The sequence below is a fragment of the Burkholderia sp. Bp8998 genome (genome assembly GCF_003854235.1).
In the GTDB taxonomy this organism is placed as follows: Bacteria; Pseudomonadota; Gammaproteobacteria; order Burkholderiales; family Burkholderiaceae; genus Burkholderia.
In genome coordinates this window covers 609,157-628,713 of record NZ_QTQF01000001.1, presented here as the reverse complement: position 1 = coordinate 628,713, position 19,557 = coordinate 609,157, and the positions used below count along the sequence as shown (strand labels likewise).

Sequence of the window (19,557 nt, the reverse complement as noted above, 5' to 3'; positions counted from 1 at the left end):
GATCACTGGTCATGAAGTGCAATCTGATCGGCGAGTCGTGGCGCACCGGCGCCACTTCACGCCGCAACATCAATCCGTCCGATCTCGACGACGCAATCGGCGACTATGCGTACGCGGATGTCGAGCAGGCACACGAGGCAATCGACGCCGCTTGCGACGCTCAACGCGGCTGGCGGAACAACGGCATCCAGGCCAGAGCGAATGCACTCGACGCGATCGGCAGCGAATTGCTCTCGCGGCAGACGGAACTCGGTACGCTGCTATCGCGTGAAGAAGGCAAGACGCTTGCCGAGGGCATTGCCGAAGTCGCGCGTGCCGGGCAGATATTCAAGTTCCACGCCGCCGAAGCGGTGCGCTCGGGCGGCGAGTCCCTGCCGTCGGTCAGACCGCTCGTCGACGTCAATATCACGCGCGAGCCGGTCGGTGTCGTCGGCATCATCACGCCGTGGAACTTCCCGATGGCCATTCCGGCCTGGAAGATCGCGCCGGCACTGGCGCACGGCAACAGCGTCGTCTTCAAGCCGGCGGACCTCGTCCCGGGATCCGCGTGGGCGCTCGCGGACATCATCCACCGCAGCGGCATTCCGCCCGGCACATTCAATCTCGTGATGGGGCGCGGCAGTGTCGTCGGCAACGCGATGGTCGCCTCGCCGAACATCCACGCGATCTCGTTCACCGGATCGGTCGATACCGGGCGGAACCTGCTGCTGCAGGGCGCGCGCCAGTTCAAGCGGATGCAGCTCGAGATGGGTGGCAAGAATCCGCTCGTCATCCTGGACGACGCGGACCTCGACGTCGCCGTCGACTGTGCGATACAGGGCGCCTATTACTCGACCGGGCAGCGCTGCACCGCATCGTCCCGTTTCATCGTGCAGAAAGGCATTTACACGCGCTTCGTCAACCGTGTTGCGGAGGCGCTCGGGCAACTCCGCGTCGGGCATGCGCTCGACGCCGACACGCAAATCGGACCCGTTGTCGACAGCGAGCAACTGCGACTGGATGAAGCGTACGTGGAAATCGGCCGGAATGAAGGGGCGACGCTGATCTGCGGCGGTACGACCGTCGTCCGCAGCACACGAGGCCATTTTCTGACGCCGGCGCTGTTCTCCGATGCGGCACCGACGATGCGCATCGCGCGCGAGGAGATCTTCGGCCCGATCGCGTGCGCTATCCCGGCGAAGGATTACGACGAGGCGCTGGAGATCGCGAACGCCAGCGAGTTCGGATTGTCAGCCGGCATCTGTACGACGTCTCTGAAACATGCGACGCATTTCAGGCAACACATGCGCAGCGGGATGGTGATGGTCAACGTGCCCACCGCGGGGGTCGACTATCACGTGCCGTTCGGTGGCACGAAGTCGTCGAGCTACGGCTCGCGCGAGCAAGGCCGATACGCCGCCGAATTCTTCACGACCGTCAAGACCGCCTACACGAAGGCATACTGAGATCAGTCGGGCGACGGTCCGGTGGACCCGCCCGCACCGCCGGGCGAACGTGGTCGGTCCTGGCGGAACGAATATGAACATGGAGGAGATGTGGACTTCGATTTGATCATTGTCGGTCTCGGCCCGGTCGGTGCAGTCGCCGCCAATCTGGCCGGTCAGGCCGGCCTGCGCACGCTGGTCGTCGACAAGTCGCTCACTGTCTACGACAAGCCGCGGGCAATGGGATTCGACCAGGAAATCATGCGGATCCTGGCCAACCTCGGGATCGCAGACAGGATCGCGCAATACGTGATGCCGTACCGCCCGTCCGAATACCGGACGACCGATACGCGCGTGATCCGCCGCATCGACGCGGCAGCCCCGCCATACCAGCTCGGCTGGGCACCGAACTACGTATTCATGCAGCCGCAAATCGAGGGGATCCTGCGCGACAATCTCGCCGGCTACCCGTCGGTCAGAGTCGAGCTCGGTGCGGAAGCGACCGCGGTCGAATCGCACGACGATGCCGCATCCGTGACAATCGCGCTGGCGTCGGGCGAGCAACGCACGTTCACCGCAGGCCATGTGCTGGCCTGCGATGGAGGAACGAGCCCGATCCGTACGCGGCTCGGCCTGGACATGGAGGATCTCGACTTCGACGAGCCGTGGCTCGTCGTCGACGTGATGCTCAAAGACGGTGCCGGCGAGAGCCTGCCGGCAACCAACGTGCAGTATTGCGAGATCGCGCGCCCGTCGACGTTCGTCGTCGGCCCCGGCCGCTGCCGTCGCTGGGAGTTCATGATCAACGCAGACGAGACGCCTGCCGAGGCCTGCCGGCCCGAGTTCGTGAAAAAGCTGATTTCGCGCTGGCTCGCAGACGACGAATACGAGATCTGGCGTGCATCCGCCTACCGGTTTCACGCGCTCGTGCTGCGCCGCTGGCGGGCCGGGCGGATATTCTTCCTCGGCGACGCGGCGCACATGACACCGCCATTCCTCGCGCAGGGAATGTGTCAAGGCATCCGGGATGCGTCCAATCTCGTCTGGAAGCTCGCGATGGTTACGCGTGGCAAGGCCGGTACGGCACTGCTCGACAGTTACCAGGCTGAACGGTTGCCGCACGTCAAGCGCACGACACTCGTAACGAAGGAACTGGGCAAGCTGATCTGTGAACGCGATCCGGTCGCGGCCAGCGCGCGCGACGAGCGCTTGCATGCGGAGATGGCCGCCAATCCGCAGGGAATGGTCCGGCAATCGTTGATCCCGGGATTGAGCGACGGCTTTCTGTCCGCTTCGAGCGACGGGCCACGCGGGCTGCTGTTTCCGCAACCACGCGTGCGGACGTCCACCGGCGACGAGCGCCTGCTCGACGACGTGACCGGCGCGACCTTCCGGCTCGCGGTGGACGCACGTACTGATGTCGCGACCGTCGCGCAACTTCGGCAGGCATGCGATCGCCTGCAGTATCCGGCGATCCGGTTCGTCTCGATCGGGCCCGACGCGCTCGCGCCCGATGCCTCGCCGGATACGTATCAGGACGTCAGTGGCGTGCTGACCGGCTGGATGGCTCAACACGATTGCCGTGTGGTTCTCGCCCGCCCCGATCACTATGTGTACGGTGGTTGCCGTGAGCTGCAGGAAGCGCTTGCGCTGCTCGACGAGCTCGTGGCCGCGCTAGCGACCAACGGCTCGCAAGCACTTGAGGCGCCGGCAACGAGCCCTTGATCCGGAACGCGCATCATGTAACAGCCTTCAGCGCTCGGTGCTTTGCCCGAGCGCTTTTTTTGTTCGACGAGCCTTTCGAGTCAATCTTGCATAGAAGCGCGCTTTGCGCATAAAATTACCGCATTGACAATCCGGAATGCCACGCCATGGATTCGACACCTGCCTCCAATGGTGCCCCGCTCATCGATGTTGCTTTCGCACGGATGAAAACCTCGATCATCCGGTGTGAACTGGAGCCAGGCACGCGCCTGAAAGTCGAAAGTCTGTCGAAGATCTACGGTCTCAGCAGTTCACCGATTCGCGAAGCACTGAACCGCCTCGCGCAGGACGGAATCGTGCAGGCGACCGAGAATCGCGGCTTTTGGGTTGCACCGATCAGTATCGACGACTTCAAGGACATCACGCGCCTGCGCATCCTGCTTGAACACGAAGCGCTAATGGATTCCATCGAGCATGGCGACGACGACTGGGAAGTTGCCGTGCTGACGGCGTTCCATCGGCTGAGCCTCGCCGAAAAGCGGATGGGTACCGGCCCGGTGGCCCTCGACGACGACTGGTCGGAGCGCCATCGCGCCTACCATATGGCGCTGCTGTCCGCGACGCCGAGCCCGCTGCTGCTGAACATGGTCGGATCGCTGTTCGACCGCGCCGAACGCTATCGGCGCTACTCGGCGCTCCATCGGACGGAGGAACGCCACAAGGGCGCGGAACACGAGGCGCTGATGAAAGCGGCGATCGGGCGGGAAAAGGACAAGGCAGCGAAATTGCTGCGCAAGCATATCGAAGGGACGTTGACGCGTGTTGCCGCCGCACTGGAACGGCAATTGGCATCGGTACAGTAAGTCGAGCGCAGTATCCGATACTGCCGCGCGCGGATGAATTCCATTGCGACGACGACGCGCGCCGCCGTCGCAAGAACCAATCAGAACATCGTTTGCATGCCGATCCGGCCGATGAACTGCGAGCGATTGCTCGACGGGCCGAACGTCCCGTTGATCGACGCATTCGCCCCCCCGTTCGTCAGCTGATACATCGATTGCAGATAGACGGCCGTCCGCTTCGACAGATGGTACTTCGCAACGGCCCCCCATTGATGGGCGTGATTGCGGTCGACAACCTCATTCCCCCACATGTAGGTATAGGCGAGGCTCGTCGAGAACACCGGCGTGAACTGATACAGTGCGCCGACCTCCGCCGCGTTGACAACCGCGCCGTTGTGCGTATTGCGCGTGTCAGTGAACAGCGCCGTCAGCAGCAGTTTGTCGCCGCGATATTTCGCGCCGAGCCCGTAGTTCCTGATGCTGTCACCGAGCAATGACGCATAACGCACGTCCGTATAGGCCGCGCCGAATGCAAACGCGCCGGCACTGTAGCTGGCACCGAAGCTTTCCGCGCTGTTTTGGCGGAAATCCCCGGCCACGCCGCCGAATGCGTACATTCCGCCGAACCGGAATCCTCCCAGCAAAGGACTCGTGTACTTGACCGCGTTGCCAAGAGGCGTGTCGCCGTTCATGCGGTCGAAGTCGAACGCCTCGTTCGGTGGAGAATCGGGAATGCCGAGCTTCGCAAACGGACCATCCCGGAAGCCGTAGAATCCGCCGCCGTACATCGCCATATCGGCCCCGACATCGGCGAACAGCGTGTCGACCATGAAGTCGTACTGGCGTCCGAGCGTGAGCTTGCCGAAGCGCGCGTTATCGAGGCCGACCCATGCATTGCGCGCGAAAAGCCCGGTTCCGGTACCGCTCCCGTTGCTCTTCTGAGCGACGAGATTGCCCTGCAGCGTGAACTGCGTCACCAGTTGGAACACCGCGCGGGTGCCGCCACCGAGATCCTCGGTCCCGCGAAATCCCAGCAGGTTGGGCAACGCGATGCCGTCGTCGAGCCGCCATGCAGGGTGGCCCGAGGTATTGCTGATGTATGACACACCTGCATCGAGCAAGCCCCAGAGCGTCACGCTGCTTTGCCCATAGGCACACGATACCGGGCCCAGACCCGCGGTCGCGCAGGCAATTGACGTAATGACCCACCTTTTCACCGTCGTCTCCTCCATACCGTTTACGAAGTCGCCAATGTGCACAAGAAATGCCTAAGATGATTTTTTGTGCATATTTATATTCTTTGCGCACACTCTACACGGCTTTGCAAGACGCAAAACTCCGTGTTTACGCGTGAGTGCGCTGCAGCATGAAGACGCACGCCGATGTCGAAGCTGCAGCTACTCCACACGCTGCGGCGGTCGCTACGTGGCACGTAAATGAAGTTGCAAAGGGTCAGCGATCAGCATCCGGGGGACGAAGGCCGAGAAGCGAGGCTTCGCTTCGAACCGTGATGGTCTTTCAACGCTGCACTTTCATAACGGTCACGATGGCGGCGAGTTCGTATTCCCCGATCGCGGCAAGTACGTCCTCGCGGTTGCGGTGGGGACACCATGTCGCACGACCCCATCAACTCCAGACCGCGATCTGAAGCGGGAAATGGTTAGGCGAATCGTTGGATTGGATGGCGATTATTCAGAGACTGGCGGGCTATCTCGGCGTGACGAGCCAGGATGTTGGCCGACTACGGTTCTACCCGTAGCAGGCAAAAACGCCCGCTGCCCGCACGATGGGGCCTTCAGTGTGCATAGGGTCACCAACCCGAGCACGGAGGAAATACACCCGATAGAGAAATCTGCTCGTATGCCCATATGATCGACGATCAGCCCTCCCACGGCGGACCCAATCGCGATGGCGACTTGAACAACGCAAATGAAGAGCGCCGAACCGACTTCGGGGCAGTCAGCGGCATCGTGCTGAGTCCAGATGCTGAAGCACAACGGGATTGCACCGAACGCTACGCCCCAGAGCGACAATGCTGCGGCCTCGCCGATTCGCGCATGATCCAGTACCACCATCAGCAACAATGCGAAGAACAGCAGAGCCGTCGCGATCGCGGTGGCGACTTTCACGTGGCCATCCATCACCGCCGAAAGCGTCACGTTCGACATGAAGCCGACAATACCAAACACCATCAGCAGGCTTGAAATCTCCGATACCGAAAAGTCCTCTCCGAGACGAGGTTCCAGGTACGTATAGGCGGAAAAATGCGCGCCGAATACGAACGCCACCATCATCAGACTCAGACGCACGTGCGGCCGGCGCAGCAGCGAAATGAAGTCCTGAACGCCCACGGTGGTTTCAGCTGTCAGCTTCGGCACGAAGGCGACCTGCGCAAAGAGCGCTACCGTTGCGAGGACACCGGTCGCAACGAACGATTCCCGCCAGGACGCGAGCGTAGCGATCAGGGTCCCGAGCGGCACACCAATGACAGTAGCCGATGCAACCCCGCCCAGGATGCATGCGATCGCACGCGCCGTATCCCGGGCTTGCACCATGCGCCCCGCCGCCGCGGTCGCGAGCGTCCAGAACCCTCCCAATGCGATCCCCAACAGTGCCCTGCCGGCAAGCATCGTCGTGAAGTTCGTCGAGTACGCACTGACGAAGCTTGAGCACGTCAGCAATCCGGTTAATATTAAAAGTATGTACCTGCGATCCCATTTTCCAGCAACAACCACCGAGGTCGGCGCGGCCAAGGCAGCCATCACGCCGGGCAAAGTCATCATCAAGCCTGCCGTCCCGGACGTGACATGCAGATCCAGAGCGATGTGCGCCAGAAGGCCGACCGGTAGAAATTCGCAAGTGACGAACGCAAATGCGCTGACCGCGACGGCAAATACGGCGAACCATTGATGTCGTGAGGTTGGGACATCGCCGGGAAACTTACCGGACGAGCGGCTTTTGGAAGGCATGCTATCGGAGCGCGGATGTGGAATGATGGAAGCAACGGACGATACGGTCGACAGCGTGCGCATGACGACACCGGGCGGGTCGCCGATAGCGGAATGAAGGGAGCGCCCCGAGCAGTTGTTGCTCGCGAGACGCTCCTTGAGCGCCAATCCGGAATACCCCGATCAGCAAGCATCCCCCGATTCGCGCCCTTGGTCGCTTCAGGAAAAGCGCAACGGCAAAGTCAAATAGTTGCGAATGCGATCGTCGTGCTGAACCGCGGGAGAGCCGGCGAGCTCCACGCGTGAATAGCGTTCCGCTATGGCTGACAAGATCACCTCGATCTCGACGCGGCTGATCAATTGCCCCGCGCAGCTGTGTGTTCCGATGCCGAACGACAGCATCTGGCTTTCACGCATCGAACGAGTATGGTCGAATGTGTTCGGATCCTCGAACACATCAGGATCCCGATTGACTGCCGCCGTCATGAAGCGAATGACGCTATTTTCCGGGATCACCGTGCCTCTGATCGTAACCGCAGCCTTGTTGTACCGAGTGAAGGACATCTCTGGCGGATACAGGCGCAGGAATTCGTTGATCATCGCCTGGCGGCTTTCTCGATCGGCTTTGTAGAGGTCGAAGAGTTCAGGCTCGCGCGTGAAATGCTCCAACGTCGACGCGAGTACGTAAGCCGGATTAGGTGCACCGGAGAAGAAAAAATTGACCATGGCCTGGACGACTTCAGCCTCGGATAGTTCGCCTCGCGCTTGTGCCTCGATTAGTGCGTCCGCAAGACCGTTGCCAGGATTTCGGCGCTTCTCGGCAACAAACGCGTTGCACCGGTCGAACAGATACTTGAAGCCCTCTACCGCATCGTCCAGCTGCGCCTTCGTTGAAGCCGGAGACTGAGCCATGACAATACGCAATCCGTTCTCTATCACACCTTCGATGTCGTCTTCCGGTATGTCGAAGATGCGGCACATCGTGACGTGCGTGGGTACGACACAAATAGTGTGATGGGCCTCGACAATGCCATCTTGCGCGATATTGTCCAGCGCGTCGCTCACAAGCGCCTTTGTATGCTTCGCCCACTCCGCGACCATCTTCGGCGTGAACCACTTGTTGAAGTGCCGCCGCAATAGCGTCTGCCGTGGCGGGTCGTAGAACAGCACACTTTCCTTGAACACGTGCCACGGATGGGGTTTCACCCAGTTCGGCTCCTCCATGCTCATCGCTGGATGCTTGGCAAACTCCACATAGTCGGAATACTTCGAGACGACGAACTCACGTTCGCTAATCCGATACACCGGTGCCTCGCGTTGCAATCGCTCATACCACGGATACGGGTTGTCGCGAAACGCGAGGTCCGCCCACGGAAGGTAAGGATCGTTCATGAAATCGCCCGTTTGATTTTTCATCGAAACCCCCTTATTTGCCCAAAATCGAAAGGATGCCCTGGGACCATGCCACCGCCATCTGGTTTGCAGGCATGCCTTTCGATGCATTGTGTCGTCCCGTTTCGCCAATTTGCGTGGCGCCGCACGAAGCGAGCATCTCAGTCAATAGATCGATTGCACGGTTGTAATTCTCGTAGCTGGAATCCCCGAGCCCAAACGCGGCAAATCTCATCGAAGCCAGATCGGGACGCTTCGCGATGAGCGCGCGATAGAACGGCTCGGTCGTCTCCGGCATATCGCCCTCGCCGTACGTAGAAGTAACAACGATCGCGAAACTGACAGCCTCCAGTTCGTCCACGGCTTGATCCGCCATCGATTTGACGACGCTCGGCATATCTTTCTCGGCGAAGCACATCGCAATATCATCGGCAACCATCTCTGCGTTACCGCTCTCCGTGCCAAACAGAATCAGAATCGATGCATTCATTTCTTTTTGCTCATATTTAGACGATTACCCCACGCTCACGATCTGCCTTGCCACTTCCAGCAGGCGCCTGCGATCTGCAATTTTCTTGCGGAGCCTGTTCGGCCCCGCCGCATCCCGTTCATACCGGTCCACCTCCAGCCAGCCGGCGTAATTCACGAAATCGGCTGGAAACTGGTCTCCGAGCGCGGCCAGTCCAGGCCGGCCGATCGGCAGCGCTCCGTCTTGCACCATCGCAACGATCTGCGCGGCCACGGCTTGTGCGTCTCTGCGATTCGCGGCAACCCCGCCCTTTCCGCCGTTCTTCGCCCAACCGACCTCGAATACATTGAACGAACGCCACGGCCCGCATCGCGCGCCGATATCGCCGACCTCGTTCGTAAAACCAATCGCAGTAACGATCGTGTCGACGTGAAAACTCACGATACCTTCCGCTTTCGAGTGTCCGCGCAAAACGCTTTTCGTCAGCAGTGCGTCGACCTGCACCGGCGTACATTCGAAGTGGAAAACAATTTCCACCAGCGGTTTGGCATATACGATGCGCCTCGCGGCATTCCGCAGCACTTGTGCCTTTTCGCTCTGATCGTCGTCCGAAAGACCCGATGCAGATACCTTTACATGTCCCAGATCACAAAGTTCACGCAGCATGGCAAGGTCAAATTTCGCGTCGCCTGCGCTGGATCTTCCGACAAGATGAATCCGCTCGAGATGATTCGAGCGAAGCATCGATAGCCGCTCGTCGTCGATATCGGAGTTATCGAATTGCTCGATGCGTTTGGCCAGCAACCGGGCAACGTCTATGGCGACGTTCCCGTGCCCGACAATCGCCAACGATTCACCCAAGGAGCAAAATCGCCCTCTGTCATGGGGCAACCGAGGCTCGGGATAGCCGTTCAGCGCCCGCAGTATTTCGCCTGCCCCAACGACGTTTGCTTTCGGGTGTTGTGGAACCGGAAGTACCGAATCCGTTGCCAAACCAGTCGCGAGCGCCACAATGTCGAAACTCTCTGTCAATCGCTCAAACGACAGGTCTTTTCCGATAGTTACATTCCCGAAAAAATTGACCCCATCGCGTCTAAACAGACGATCGAACTGCATCGCCACGGATTTCGAACCCTGATGATCGGCCGCGATGCCGTAACGCAACAGACCGAATGGTACCGGCTCCGATTCAAACACCGACACTGCAGAATCCGGCCAAACCTTTATCAACGATTGCGCCAGGTAGCACCCGGACGGTCCGCTTCCCACAACGGCAATGGATGGATTAATGATGCGCATGAACGTACCTGGACTGGTCTCTTGAAACGGAGATGAATCGGATGCCGAGTTGCTTCGCGACTGAAGCCGAAGCTATCGAGATTCACATCCGAAGCATGGATATGTCATTGCGTGACGGCGAGAACGGCCTCGTCGTCCGTGCCACCATCTCGCGGCTCGACGTCACGATTGCGCCCCAACCGCCGGAACACTTCCGGCTTGGCCTTCCTGAAATAAACGGCCAATGCCATCCCGAAAATCTGCACTGCGCACAGGCTATAGAGCATCCACGTGCTTTGGCCCGGTTCGCCGCCAACGAGAAGCTCGAAGTGCTTGCCAACGAGGACGACGAGCGCAACAAACAGGACTGCGGAGATGCCGGGCGCAACACACGCTTTGAAAACGCCTGCACCGATGAACCGCCCCTCGCGGAAATACCAGACGAGACATGAAACATTCACGACGGTCATAAGGATCAGTCCTCCTGCGGTACCGACGCCAGACAGTCGACCGTAAAGCAATTCCGGTTGGGCCCCGGTCACGATGAACGGCAGAAGAACAAGCAGCGTCAGCGTCGAAACCGTAACGGACGAGCGGTGCGGTGACAAATGCTTCGGATGGATCGCACTCAGGTACTGCGGAAATGCGCCGTCGATGCCGAGGTTGTGAAGATAACGCGTCAGCACGTTATGAATGGACAAGCTGGACGCAAACGCCGAGGTCAAAACCAGGATCGCGACCGGCGTGCGCATCCGCGCACTGACGAACTTGTCGAAGGCATTCTGAAACATGGTGGCGGGCGATTGCGTTGCGACGGAGATCACGTCGTGTCCATACACGCGAATCAGTGCATATGCGCAGAACGTATACAACAGACCGATGAAGATAACCGCACCATAAGTTGCTCGCGGAATGGTTCTATCCGGGTCGCGCACCTCATCACGGAACAATGCTGTCGCCTCGAACCCCATAAAGAAAGAGACGGCAAACAGCATGGCAAACGGGCTGTTCGCGTTCAACAATCCGGATGGGGAAAAAATGGCGTTCGGCGGCAAGTCGCTCGGGGGATTGCTGCCAATAACTCCAGTGCAGAACGCGATGCAAACGATGACTTCGGCGACCATTACCCAAGTCAGGAACTTCGCGGATACTTCGATGTGCAGATATCCGAAAATCGCGATGGCAAGCCAGCATGCGAGCGTAAAGTAGTACCAGGGGAATGCCCATCCCGTGAGCGTCCGCTGCAGATCAGCGGACGCAACGCCAAAATACGCCGGAACACCGGCAAGGATGATGAAGTACGTAATCGTGGCGAGCATTCCGGCTCCAAGCCCGGCACTCCTGCCCAATCCATGCGTGATGAATGCGTAGAAGTCGCCTGGTCGCTTCGCAGCATGGTTGAGTGTCAGATACCCCAGCGAGAACAGCATCAGCAGAACCATCGTCGCGATGAAGATGGTAGGGCTGGCTGCACCGCCATACATCAACGCGACCGGCACATATCCCGATACGGTCGTGAGAGGGGCCGAAAAAGCCAGAACGCTCAGCGCAAGCCCAAAGGCGCCCATGTTCCCGGTAAGTTTATTTCCCTTCTCTGCAATCGCCATGTAACCGCTTGTCTTCATTCGAGCCACCTCTTTTCTGTACGCGGTTCTCTCGGTATCGCACTGTGATGCGTGTACCGCAGAACCCGTTGACTTGGTAGTCGAACTATATTCAGCGAATTTCTGGCCAACATCCTCCGAAAGTATCTATGCGTCGCTTCAAGATGGAGCGCCGATCGCGCGTGGTGCGCCATGCACGACCAACGTGCAATGACGCGCTTCCAGATCGTGCGTCTACCTCTACGGCACCCTGGCACTTGGCCGGATTCGTCGCCACCGTCGCCATATACGGGAGCGTGTGACCCGCCAGTCACCTTGGCTCGGTTCTTGCATCCAATCGTTGAACATCGCGCTAGCAGCCTTTTCGCGTAGGCCGCCAGCGTTCCAGCCTCCGTCAGACAGGTTCGGAAAAGGATCCTTTGTCTATTCCACTTGGATAAACCATGCGATATCATCTGAACGACGATTGCAAGGACTTCGCCAAGCGGACCATTGCGTTTTCCCAAACCCTTCTGGAATCGTCTGCCGCAATCTTTACCTGGTTTGACGCTACCCAGAAGATTCCACCGTGCACGGAACACGGCCTCGGCGACGTGATGATTCGCGACTATTACCGAGACTTCAGAGAGTTCGATCCGATCTCCCCCGACTTCCTTTTATCAAACAGATCTTCGGTCGTTACTCTAAGAAAGATTGCAGACAATAGATTTAGAGATTGCCACATCCCATACGCACAGTTTATGGCGCGGTACGGGTTCGTGGACGAGGCCGCCTTTGTCTTTTGGCAGGACAACCGAGCCATCGCTTTTCTCAATGTTCTAAAAGGCAGACACGACAAAACGCTCGACAATGAATCCGTACTCCAGGAAATGCATAGCTATATCCAGTACAACCTTCTCGGATTGGATTCAATAAAAACCCATCGACGCAATCGGAAACTCACCGAGCAACATCTATTGACAGCCCGCGAGCTAGCGATCGCCAACTTGATTGCGAGTGGACTTTCCAACAAGGAAATTTGCCACGAATGCCAGATCGAGCTGGTGACGGTCAAAACGCACGTGGGAAGGGTTCTGGCAAAGCTCGGATTGAATACGCGGTCACAAGTCGCGTCATTTCTGCACTCGATAACCGCGGATTGACCGTTGCAGTCCCGCCTCGTGGAAGCGAAGTGTGATGCGTGCGGTCCATTGCAGTTCAGTTGCAGGCGGGGCGAACCGACGCCGCCCTCAACCAGGCCGTCGAAACGACGTGCGCCCCGCTCCAGGCACCATACGAACGCACGCGGCCCGCTGAGCCTGCAAGCTTTCGCAATACCATCAGCTTGACACGCCATGGTTTCGACAGCTTCGTCAAAGGTACAGAGGAAAGATCGGGGCCGAATTGGCACGTTCAGTGGCGTTTCCACCGCGTACTCTCGCGGTGGCCGCTTCCATGCCGTGATCTGACGTTGGACCGGTTTTTTTACTTTCGGCTACGCTCGGCCGGACTCTGCTCTCCATGCCGCGCGTCGAAACGCAGGTGCGCAACCACTTGTCCGAGGCTGTAGTACGTAACGAAGCTGCTTCGGTCTGACTCAATGTTACGGATTCCAGCATCGGAATCCGTCTGACAAGCAGAGACCTCTGCTAAGTCAATCGGATGACGGCTATGCAGCGATCGCAGGAATATCTTTCGCATGCCTCGGTTCCCTGTTGGGTCCACTACTGAGGTCTGCGCGCCAACCCGACATTGAAGCGCAGAGGTGGTTACAATCGACAAAGCGTGAAGCATCATGATCTGTTCAAGTCCACGCCGGATCGCTCGACGCCAATCACAACGACATCGGAACGACGACGACCCAGGCGACGTGGACGATCTATACATCGTCTCTAGCGATACCCGATGCCCCTTGCTTGGCCAAGGCCTCCGCCAATAGCTCCCTTAGTCGATCATTCTCGCCCTCAAGGTACTTCAACCTTTGCGATTCAACGCCGTCGTTGCCACCAAACTTCGCCCGCCAGGAGTAGAAGGAGGTATCGCTGAAACCGTACGTCCTGCACAGATACTGGACCGCCTCGCCAGCTTCGGCCTCTCTCAAGAAGCCGATGATTTGCTCGTCCGTAAAGCGCTTCCGCATTCTCAAACCTTCCTCGAAAGTGACCTTTGCTGGCGTCAGGTAGCCTCGCGCTCCAGAAAACAGGTCCGTTTCTCAAGTGGTCCCTCTAACTCGAGGCAGCATGTGACGACAGTTCCCTTCGTCGATTGCAGTACGATTCGATACCAACAAAGAGGATCGCCTGGACAAGCACCGACACCGGTGTCGCCCACTGGTACAACGATGGGAAGAGCGATGCGTTACCGATGCACACTCCACATAGGGTTGCGATCAGGCATGAGCTCAATCCCGTCCATCGCCAGTTCTTGATCACTTGAGGCATGACATCGGGCACATCTCGGGATCGTCCAACCCAGAACTGATCGACGAGAAGCAACGTGACGAAGCAAGCCATGGACATACCGATATAGTTCAGGGCACTCGCGAGCAAGTGCGTACCATCTGAAATCAGCACAGCGGCCGCAACCGCGCAGAAAGCAACGATGACGACTCTTCTGCTGACGGAAACGCCAAATAGATGCTCGAGTGCGTTGACGAAAGCAACGGTGCCTGAGTAGATGTTCCCGAGATTGATTCTGAGCTGCGTCGTACACGCGAAAATGATCCCCCCCGCACCCAGCAACGAAACGAAATAGACGCCAGGATTGCTTTCCCGCATCTGGACAGCGAACCAGATCCCCAAGATCCCGGTGATCCCGTAACAGAACGCTGGAAACAACGCGCCAACAAACACCGTCCCTGCTCGGAGTTCCCGTTTGCGCACAAATCTTGCATAGTCGGCCGTCACAAGACCAATGATGAAGGCGAGACCGTTAACGATGCCCAATACTTCAAGCAGGCTGGTGAAGGGGGCTGCCGCAAGCCGAATCTCCGGGAGCGGAGCGCCAGCCACGGGAACATCAAGCGCGTTTCTTATCGCCCACACAACAAACACAACGAACAGCACCAGACTCATCGTCTGGAATCTTGCAAGAACCTTCATGCCCGACCACACGAGCGGCAACATGACGAAGACAAGGCAGATGTATATCAACGCATGAGGAGCTTGCGGAAAGAGAGCCTGCAGCGAAGCCCCCATGATGTTGGCTTCTGCGACGAAGTAAGTGAGGCAGGCCACTCCGTAGGCCAGGCTGAATAATCCCGCTCCACGATATCCGAGCACGGTTCTGGCCCAGATATTGATGCCAAACCCTGTCTGAATGGATCGACGAACGAGCAGCACACCGACGAATGTCGAAACGCAGTATCCGTAGGCCAGTCCGATCAGCGCGGCTGCTACGCCAAACCTCACGGTAATGATCGACGCAATCTGAGCAAAGAAAAGCGCGGTCGCAATACCTAACGTAGCGAAGAATATGCCCTGCCAACCGGTCCTTGCATCTTCAGGAACCGGACTGGACGCGTAATCATCATCGGAGTGAGTTGATGCCGGCATACAGAAATCCCAATACCTTCGTGTCAGGAAAATGAGCAACACGGCGCCGCGGAACTCACGAAGGAATCACCCTCGTATCGGTCCGCGGCACCTCATACAGATTGCTTCAGAACTTGTGCCGCAGGCCGACGGCTACAACTTCCTGAGTACCTTTGCCCGCCGCAATTCCGTACGACCCGATGGAAGCCTCGGCGGCGCCTTGCCCGTTCTGCCCGCTTGCATGCTGATACCCTGCGAGCGCATAGACGTCGGTGCGCTTGCTCAAGCTGTAGTCGGCCCCGATATTCACCTGGTGGTACTTGGCAGACGAATCCCCCAGTGCGCGCGTGTAGTTGTAGCCGGCGATGAGCAGGAACGCAGGCGTCACCTGATACTGGGCAAAGACCGAACCGTTGTGATACTTCTCCGACCCCGTGAACGTCGATGCCGAATCGGCCGAATACTGGGCATAGCCATACGCCGCGCCCACCGTGAACGGGCCCGCAACGTAATTGGCACCGATCCGGGCGATATTGATCGACCGGGCTGACGCATAAGCCGCATTCACCGGCGAATTAAACAGCGAGTCGGACGAGGAAGTGCCGCGATTGCCCAACGTCGCGTTGCCGTTGTCGATGTGGAGAACGCCGCCGCCGACGCTGAACGACGTGCTTTGATAGCCAACTGCTGCGCTCCACGTCTGCCCCGACCCCGTGGATCCAGCGACGCCGCCGAGCGCATACATGACCTCGGCCGAAACGCCGCCCCACGACGGACTCACCCATTTCACGGCGTTATTGAATCGAGCACTCGAGTCGTAATTGTCGACGTCACCCGGCGTAGCGAACCAGCCGCTGTAGACATCGGCGGTCAACTGCTGTTCGAGGTCGGTCAGCGGATCGTACTGACGACCGAACGTCAGGGTGCCGTACTGGCTCGAAATGCCCACGAACGCTTGTCGGCTGAACAACTTGCCCGGTGTCGCAAGCGCGCCGTTCGTGCCGTCAAAGCCGCTCTCTACTGTAAAGATGGCCGAGAGCCCGCCACCCAGATCCTCCGTTCCCTTCAATCCCCACAGGGAAGCCGAAAGATTGCTGGGCAACATCCTTACTTGCGAACTCTGTCCGCCGCTGTTGTGCACATAGCCCACACCCGTGTCGACGATCCCATAGAGCGTCACGGAACTTTGAGCCTTTGCTTGCGAGTAAGCTACGATGCTCAGTGCGGCGACTGCAATGACTTTTTTGTTCATTCCCCCCCCAAATCACCAAAGTTAATTTCACTAGGAATACTGATCAAACAAACTATCGAATTGCTTCGATACCAGCCGTTTCCGTCTCAAGATCAACAATCTCTCGTCGAACGGAGTGCAGCGCCCACGACGCACTGACATCGCTCGGCAGCATGCGGCGCCTGCTTATCCGCTCGTACTAGCCGAAGAAACTCTCGAGTTCCTTTGCAAGCGCCTCGGGCGCCTCTTCCGGGATGTAGTGTCCGGAAGCGACCATCGTGCCGCGAACGTCCGCCGCGACCTGCTGCAGCTGCGGAACCAGATCGGGCATTGATCCCTGATCTGCACGGACCGCAAGAACCGGCATCTTGAGCTTGCCCTTCGCGCTCAATTCGCGATTCTGCTCGGCCGACACCGAGATAGCACGGTAGTAAGCGAGGCCACCTTTCAGGCCATTCGTCAGGAACACGCGATGGTATTCCTCGAAGTCCGCTTGGGAGAACACCTGCGGGTTTGCCGCCTTCCGTTGCAAATACCACTCGAGATAGATGTGCTCGCGGCCGGCCAAGAGCGCTTCGGGAAGATCCGGGATGTTGTGGAATGCGACGTGCCACGTCCGCCACGCAACGTCGGAAGCCCACGGCAGCGTATCCGGAAGACTGATGCCCGGGATACCCGTGTCGAGGATCGCGAGGGCCGTGACCTTGTCGCCATTCATCGCCGCATAGGGATAACCGACCCATCCACCGATGTCGTGTACGACAAGTGCATGTCGATCGACACCGAGTTTCTCGACCAGGCCACGAAGGAGCCTGGCGGCCTTGACCGTGTCGAGCGTACCCGCGGGACGGTCCGAGTCACCTTGCCCGGGAAGATCCGGAGCAATAACACGGTACCGATCCCCAAGCAGCGGCAAAACCTTGCGCCACGCATACCAGCTTTGGGGGAAACCGCAAATCAGAACCAGCACGTCGCCGTCCGCCTTGCCGCCGCTCACATAATGCATCCGCACGCCATCAACCGTCTGAAAGCCCCGCTTGAAACCTTCGATGCCGGTCTCCGGCCATTCACGATTCGAAAACATTCACAAGCTCCTGTTGTTCCACCGACATGTGCAGGCGCGGGCACCTGCGCCGCGCCACGCGTGTAGCCAAACGCCCGCTCAGAAGGGATCCCGGGCAGCAGCAAGCCAGCCGCCGTCCATCACGTACTCGCTGCCATGCACGAAGTCGGCATCGTCGCCGCCCAGATACGCAGCGAGCTTGGCAATTTCTTCCGGCTGACACCAGCGGCGGGCCGGGAATTTCTGAAGGGCCGCCTCCATATCGGGCGAATTCGCCGTCGTGTGCTCCGACATCGCCAGCGGGGTTGCGGTTGCGCCCGGGCAAATCGTATTGACGCGAATGCCGCGCGCGCCGTATTCGAACGTGAGTTGTCGAGTCAGACCGATCACACCGTGTTTGGACGCCGTGTAGGCGGTCCCGCCACCCGCAGCACTGAAGCCCGAGGTGGACGACGTGTTCACGATCGCCCCTTTGCCTTGCTTCAGCATCTGCGGAATGACCGCTCGGGCCATCAGGAACGGTCCCGTGAGGTTAACGGCAATGACGCGGTCCCACTCTTCGACGCTCACCTCGTGAGCCGTCGCGTGTCCATCCAGAATGCCGGCGTTATTGCACAGAAGATCGATGTGCCCCCAACGCTCGATCACCGCCTTGACAGCGGCCTCGACGCTACGCGGGTCGCTGACGTCCACTTGATGTGCGTACGCCATCGACGGATTCGCCAACGCTTCGGCGGTGGCAACGGCATTCTTGAGATTGATGTCGAGTGCGGCTACGTTCGCCCCTCTCGAAACGAACTCGCGAACCATTGCTCGCCCCATGCCGGAACCAGCACCGGTTACGACAACCACGCGCCCGGAATAATCATTCACTGAAACGTCTCCTTGACTTCACTTTGACCAGCACGTGCGCTGCTCACTGAGCCGGCGAATCGTGCGCTTTCTGTTTCCAGGATTCGCGTGCATGCATCGTCTTGCGCCAATTAGACGAGGTCCAATTGTGATTCTCGATGCATGCAGATCACGAATTTCTATCAGTTCGGCGAGCTGGACCGAAGACGGTCCACCATCAACCGGCACTCGGCAAACACCCGTCACGCATCGAAAGTTAATTCGTTATGCGAATTGACAGCCGGACGCCGCTCAAGCCATGTGTAACGCGCACCATCCTCAAGGTTGAAGATCGTGATCGATGAAGTGAGCTGTCAGGCCACGCAACAGGCATGAACCAATGCGAGCGTTACGACCGTCTGAATGATGTCCGGCGGCCTTGAAACCATTGTATGTATGGCCAAGACGCCGCTCGTCCATCCAAAGGATGAGAAAAATTTCCATTGATGCAACCGGTGACGAGGACGAACGCACCGCCCCGGTGCACCCAGGCTATTTCGTGGTCGGTGTGCCCAGGTCGGCGGAGAATGCCGCAAGCTGGGTTCGGCTCTCGATGCCCAGCTTGCCCAGGATTCGAATGACGTGCGACTTGACGGTGGCAAGCTCGATGCCCAGCGTCTCGGCGATATCCTTGTTGGACAGGCCGGCGGTCATCAGAGACGCGACTGCGAGCTCCCGCTCCGTCAGGAAATACTCGTTTCGCAGCGCGTGGTCTGCCTGGACCTTCTTGACGGACGCAAGCATCGAGAAGCTGTGCTGCATATAGTCGTACATCTGTCCGAAGGGTTCGGGAGTCGAGAACGGGCTATCGCCTTGCTTCTTGATGACGGAGAGGCATGCTAGTGGCGTATCTCCCGCCCAAAACAGGAACCCGACTTCGTCCACGAGCCCGTACTTCCGCTGGTAATCCGACCAACTGGAGTGCTGGTCGTCGCGCTTTGCCCCTTTGAGGGTCACTACGGTCGCACGCTGTTTGATCAGACGATAGACGTTCAGCGGATCGGCCGAGGCGAATACCGTGTAATAGTCCTTGATGGTCTCTTCGGGCCATCCCATCTGGGTGTGCGGCAATAGCTGGTCGTGCGAATCGAGCCATGTGAACACGGCGGCCGAACAATTGAGCATCGACCGTGCAAAGTTAACGGTCTGAAGAGCGAACTCCTGCGATTCCCTGAATTTGCTGACTTCGACTAACATCG

Annotated in this window: 16 protein-coding genes and 1 pseudogene; 4 read left to right on the top strand and 13 right to left on the bottom strand. The window is 58.8% G+C overall.

Annotation, left to right across the window (positions count from 1 at the left end; genetic code table 11):
* Positions 1-11: 11 nt before the first annotated feature.
* From DIE06_RS02885 to DIE06_RS02875, 3 genes are all read left to right on the top strand, one after another.
* Positions 12-1,445, top strand: coding sequence for an aldehyde dehydrogenase family protein (locus DIE06_RS02885; RefSeq protein ID WP_124630495.1), 1,434 nt, complete (start codon positions 12-14; stop codon positions 1,443-1,445).
* A gap of 90 nt (positions 1,446-1,535) precedes the next feature.
* A complete protein-coding gene (locus DIE06_RS02880) occupies positions 1,536-3,149 on the top strand; it encodes a bifunctional 3-(3-hydroxy-phenyl)propionate/3-hydroxycinnamic acid hydroxylase (protein ID WP_124630496.1) in 1,614 nt (537 codons plus the stop codon).
* Positions 3,150-3,295: 146 nt separating this feature from the next.
* On the top strand, positions 3,296-3,991 hold the full coding sequence (locus DIE06_RS02875; protein WP_050011193.1) for a GntR family transcriptional regulator: 696 nt from the start codon (positions 3,296-3,298) through the stop codon (positions 3,989-3,991).
* Positions 3,992-4,071: 80 nt separating this feature from the next.
* Here the strand turns inward: DIE06_RS02875 and DIE06_RS02870 are convergent, their stop codons facing one another.
* The 6 genes from DIE06_RS02870 to DIE06_RS02845 form a co-directional block, all read right to left on the bottom strand.
* On the bottom strand, positions 4,072-5,172 hold the full coding sequence (locus DIE06_RS02870) for a porin (protein ID WP_050011389.1): 1,101 nt from the start codon (positions 5,170-5,172) through the stop codon (positions 4,072-4,074).
* Positions 5,173-5,658: 486 nt separating this feature from the next.
* Positions 5,659-7,086, bottom strand: a complete 1,428-nt coding sequence (locus DIE06_RS02865; RefSeq protein WP_124660029.1) for an MFS transporter — start codon at positions 7,084-7,086, stop codon at positions 5,659-5,661.
* Positions 7,087-7,137: 51 nt separating this feature from the next.
* Complete coding sequence (locus DIE06_RS02860) at positions 7,138-8,334, bottom strand: cytochrome P450 (protein ID WP_176015406.1); 1,197 nt, start codon at positions 8,332-8,334, stop codon at positions 7,138-7,140.
* Positions 8,335-8,344: 10 nt separating this feature from the next.
* A complete protein-coding gene (locus tag DIE06_RS02855; protein ID WP_050011195.1) occupies positions 8,345-8,800 on the bottom strand; it encodes a flavodoxin domain-containing protein in 456 nt (151 codons plus the stop codon).
* A 24-nt stretch (positions 8,801-8,824) separates the two neighbouring features.
* Positions 8,825-10,078, bottom strand: coding sequence for a hypothetical protein (locus DIE06_RS02850; RefSeq protein WP_063772873.1), 1,254 nt, complete (start codon positions 10,076-10,078; stop codon positions 8,825-8,827).
* 104 nt (positions 10,079-10,182) lie between these two features.
* Positions 10,183-11,682, bottom strand: coding sequence for an APC family permease (locus DIE06_RS02845; protein WP_124630500.1), 1,500 nt, complete (start codon positions 11,680-11,682; stop codon positions 10,183-10,185).
* 422 nt (positions 11,683-12,104) lie between these two features.
* On the opposite strand from DIE06_RS02845, the gene DIE06_RS02840 reads away from it, so the two are divergent.
* The gene (locus DIE06_RS02840) at positions 12,105-12,803 is read left to right on the top strand and encodes a response regulator transcription factor (RefSeq protein WP_050011198.1); all 699 of its coding nucleotides are present in this window, start codon (positions 12,105-12,107) and stop codon (positions 12,801-12,803) included.
* Positions 12,804-13,561: 758 nt separating this feature from the next.
* Here DIE06_RS02840 and DIE06_RS02835 read toward each other — a convergent pair.
* From DIE06_RS02835 to DIE06_RS02810, 7 genes and pseudogenes are all read right to left on the bottom strand, one after another.
* Positions 13,562-13,780, bottom strand: a pseudogene (locus DIE06_RS02835) (transposase); the annotation flags it as partial.
* Positions 13,781-13,865: 85 nt separating this feature from the next.
* A complete protein-coding gene (locus DIE06_RS02830) occupies positions 13,866-15,194 on the bottom strand; it encodes a hypothetical protein (RefSeq protein ID WP_124660028.1) in 1,329 nt (442 codons plus the stop codon).
* Between the two features lie 106 nt (positions 15,195-15,300).
* The gene (locus tag DIE06_RS02825; protein ID WP_050011200.1) at positions 15,301-16,425 is read right to left on the bottom strand and encodes a porin; all 1,125 of its coding nucleotides are present in this window, start codon (positions 16,423-16,425) and stop codon (positions 15,301-15,303) included.
* Between the two features lie 178 nt (positions 16,426-16,603).
* Positions 16,604-17,488 carry an alpha/beta fold hydrolase gene (locus DIE06_RS02820; RefSeq protein ID WP_089489203.1) on the bottom strand — a complete coding sequence of 295 codons (885 nt, stop codon included), beginning with the start codon at positions 17,486-17,488 and terminating at the stop codon, positions 16,604-16,606.
* A 78-nt stretch (positions 17,489-17,566) separates the two neighbouring features.
* The gene (locus DIE06_RS02815; RefSeq protein WP_124660027.1) at positions 17,567-18,340 is read right to left on the bottom strand and encodes an SDR family NAD(P)-dependent oxidoreductase; all 774 of its coding nucleotides are present in this window, start codon (positions 18,338-18,340) and stop codon (positions 17,567-17,569) included.
* Positions 18,341-18,637: 297 nt separating this feature from the next.
* Positions 18,638-18,802 carry a hypothetical protein gene (locus DIE06_RS38135; RefSeq protein ID WP_185733326.1) on the bottom strand — a complete coding sequence of 55 codons (165 nt, stop codon included), beginning with the start codon at positions 18,800-18,802 and terminating at the stop codon, positions 18,638-18,640.
* Between the two features lie 48 nt (positions 18,803-18,850).
* Positions 18,851-19,555, bottom strand: coding sequence for a response regulator transcription factor (locus DIE06_RS02810; protein ID WP_060067741.1), 705 nt, complete (start codon positions 19,553-19,555; stop codon positions 18,851-18,853).
* Between the last annotated feature and the right edge of the window lie 2 nt (positions 19,556-19,557).